Raw genomic sequence first — 2998 nt, 5'->3', positions numbered from 1 at the left:
CCGGCGCGCTCGCCGGGGCGGTGCGGGACGTCGCGGCCGCGGCGCCCGCGTCCCGGCTGAACCTGCTGCTGACGGACGGCGCGACGGTCGCGGCCACGGCGTGGGGCGACACGCTGTGGTACCTGGCCGCGCCGGGCTCGGGGCGCACGGTGGTGGCGTCGGAGCCGTACGACGACGATCCCGGCTGGCGCGAGGTACCCGACCGCACACTCCTCACGGCCACGGCGACAGGCCCGGACCTGACCCCCCTGCCGAACCCCCCGCAGGCCCCGGGGCCCCCACAGGCCCTGAAGGCCCGGCAGGGCCCGGCACCCTCCGAAGCACCGCCAACCACCGAAGTCCCGGACACCTCCACGGACCTGACGCCCCTGGGCGCCCCCGCAGACCCGGCAGCCCTGGGCGCCGCCGCAGGCCCGGTGGCCCCTGGCGCCTCAGGCGCGGCGGCCCCCGGTGCCTCCGCGAGCGCGGGAGGCTCAGCAGCCGTTGGAGTCCCTGCGGCGCCGCGCCCGGGGGGCTCGGTGCCGCCGTACTCACCACGTGTTTCGACCGATCCGTTCGAGGAGTCCCCCCGCGTGAGCCCCTTCCTGCTGACCCGCACCCTGCCCGAGGGCACGGCCGGCGCCGATCTGCGCGCCGACGTGCTGCACGGCCTGACCCGCACCCCGAAGGAGCTGCCGCCGAAGTGGTTCTACGACGCGCGGGGCAGCGAACTGTTCGAGGAGATCACCCGGCTCCCCGAGTACTACCCGACCCGCGCCGAGCGGGACATCCTGGCCGCCCGCGCCGCCGAGATCGCCGAGGCGACGGGTGCGCGCACGCTCGTCGAGCTGGGGTCCGGCTCGTCCGAGAAGACCCGGCACCTGCTGCGTGCGCTGCGGCCGGGCCTGGAGGGGTACGTTCCGGTCGACGTCAGCGAGTCGGCGCTGACCGGCGCCGCCGCGGCGCTGATCGAGGAGCTGCCGGGGCTGCGGGTGCACGCGCTGGTCGCCGACTTCACGCGGGGCCTGGCTCTGCCCGGCACGCCGGGGCCGCGCCTCGTGGCGTTCCTTGGCGGCACGCTGGGCAATCTGCTGCCGGCGCAGCGCGCGACGTTCCTGCGTGCGGTGCGGGCGCTGCTGGAGCCGGGGGACGCGCTGCTCCTGGGCACGGACCTGGTGAAGGACGAGGCGACGCTGGTGGCGGCGTACGACGACGCGGCGGGCGTGACGGCGGCGTTCAACAAGAACGTCCTGTCCGTCCTGGCCCGTGAACTGGGCGCGGACGGCGACCCGGACGACTTCGACCACGTGGCCGTGTGGGACGCGGAACACGAGTGGATCGAGATGCGCCTGCGCGCCCGGCACGCCCTGACCGTGAAGATCCCGGAACTGGGCCTCGCGATCCCGTTCGAGGCCGGTGAGGAGATGCGGACGGAGGTGTCGGCGAAGTTCCGTCAGGAGGGCGTGCGGAAGGAACTGTCCGCTGCCGGCCTGGAGCTGACCCGGTGGTGGACGGACGAGAAGGGCTGGTTCGGTCTGTCCTTGGCCACCGCCGTGTGAGGCCCGGCCCCCGCCCCCGCCGCCGGCAGGGCGCGTGCTGACCGTACGGCGTGCTCGGCCGCGGCGGCGAGCGTGCGGCGGTCGGGGTGCCGGGCGGCGGGGACGGGCTCCAGGAGCTCGATCTCGGCCGTGAGGCCGCCGCGCCCCGCCGCCGCTGCCGCGACCCGCCGGAGGGACGCGGCGAGCGGGTCGGCGCCGACGAACGCGGCGGGGCCGAGGGGCCGGTAGGTGATCCGTACGGGCTGGACGGGTACGCCCGCGTCGAGCGCCGCCTGGAACGCCGCGGGGCGGAAGCGGCCCTGGGCGCGGCCGCACCAGGTCGAGCCCTCGGGGAAGACGACGACGCGGGCCCCTCCGGCGAGCGCGTCCGCCAGGTCGCGGACCAGGCCCGGCAGGGCGCGGATGCGGTCGCGTTCGAGGAAGAAGGTGCCGCCGCGTGCGGCGAGTGCGCCGAGCACCGGCCAGTGCCGCACCTCGCTCTTGGCGACCATGCGGCCGGGCAGGACGGCCGCGACGAGCGGCACGTCCAGCCAGGAGATGTGGTTGGCGACGACGAGGTGCGGCCCGGGGCGGGGCGTGCCGGTGACCCGGACGCGGACGCCGAAGGCGCGGAGGACGGCCCCGCACCACAGCCGGGTCAGGGCGCGGCGCGCGGCGGGGCGCAGCAGCGCGGCCGGCGGGGCCAGGACGACCCCGGCGAGGACCGTGACGAGCCCGACCGTCAGGTGCAGCGCCGCACGGGCGCGGCCGCCGGCCCGGGCGTCGGCGGTCCCGGTGGCGCACTGCCCGGGGGTGCAGGGCGCGGTGGGGAGCCAGGGGCTCGGCAGGCCGGTCACGCGGGGGCGAGGGAGAGGAAGTGCCGCAGGTAGCGCGGGTGGATGCGGCGTACGGACAGCAGGACGTACAGGTCGGCGACACCGAAGGCGGGGTCGTGGGCGGGGGCTCCGCAGACCTGGGCGCCGAGGCGGAGGTAGCCGCGCAGCAGGGGCGGGAGTTCGGTGCGTCCGGTGGGGCGGGCGACACCGTCCGGGGACCAGAGGCGGTGCGGGGTGACCCAGTACTCCTCGGGCGCGAGGTGGCGGGACCTGACGGTGTCCCAGGTGGCCGCGGCGAGTGCGCCGCCGTCGGTGAGCGGCAGGGAACAGCAGCCGCCGAGCCAGGTGTGACCGGTGCGGGTCATGTAGCGGGCGATGCCGGCCCAGATGAGGGAGATGACGGCGCCGTTGCGGTGGGCGGGGTGGACGCAGGAGCGGCCGACCTCGACGAGGTCGTCGCGGATCGGGCCGAGGCGGGTGAGGTCGAACTCGCCCTCGGAGTAGAGCCGTCCGGCGACGCGGGCGCGCTCGGGCGGGAGCAGGCGGTACGTGCCGACGACCTCGCCGGTGGTGTCGTCCCGTACGAGGAGGTGGTCGCAGTAGGCGTCGAACGCGTCGCTGTCGAGCCCGGGTTCGGGCCCGTCG

3 protein-coding genes are annotated in these 2998 nt (G+C 76.8%); 1 reads left to right on the top strand and 2 read right to left on the bottom strand.

Annotated elements, in window-relative coordinates; translation table 11 throughout:
* Window positions 1-572 precede the first annotated feature (572 nt).
* A complete protein-coding gene (gene egtD, locus HTZ82_RS07140) occupies window positions 573-1538 on the top strand; it encodes an L-histidine N(alpha)-methyltransferase (protein ID WP_175408441.1) in 966 nt (321 codons plus the stop codon).
* Here the strand turns inward: egtD and HTZ82_RS07135 are convergent.
* Both HTZ82_RS07135 and HTZ82_RS07130 read right to left on the bottom strand, forming a co-directional pair.
* Window positions 1433-2374 carry a lysophospholipid acyltransferase family protein gene (locus HTZ82_RS07135; protein WP_309235348.1) on the bottom strand — a complete coding sequence of 314 codons (942 nt, stop codon included), beginning with the start codon at window positions 2372-2374 and terminating at the stop codon, window positions 1433-1435. The two genes, egtD and HTZ82_RS07135, sit on opposite strands and share 106 nt — an antisense overlap.
* Window positions 2371-2998 (bottom strand): GNAT family N-acetyltransferase (locus HTZ82_RS07130; protein ID WP_175408440.1); only part of this gene is annotated, 628 nt, incomplete at its 5' end. The genes HTZ82_RS07130 and HTZ82_RS07135, both read right to left, overlap by 4 nt.

The sequence above is a fragment of the Streptomyces sp. TRM64462 genome (assembly GCF_013362995.1).
Classification (GTDB): domain Bacteria; phylum Actinomycetota; class Actinomycetes; order Streptomycetales; family Streptomycetaceae; genus Streptomyces.
This window is presented reverse-complemented; position numbering and strand designations above follow the sequence as displayed.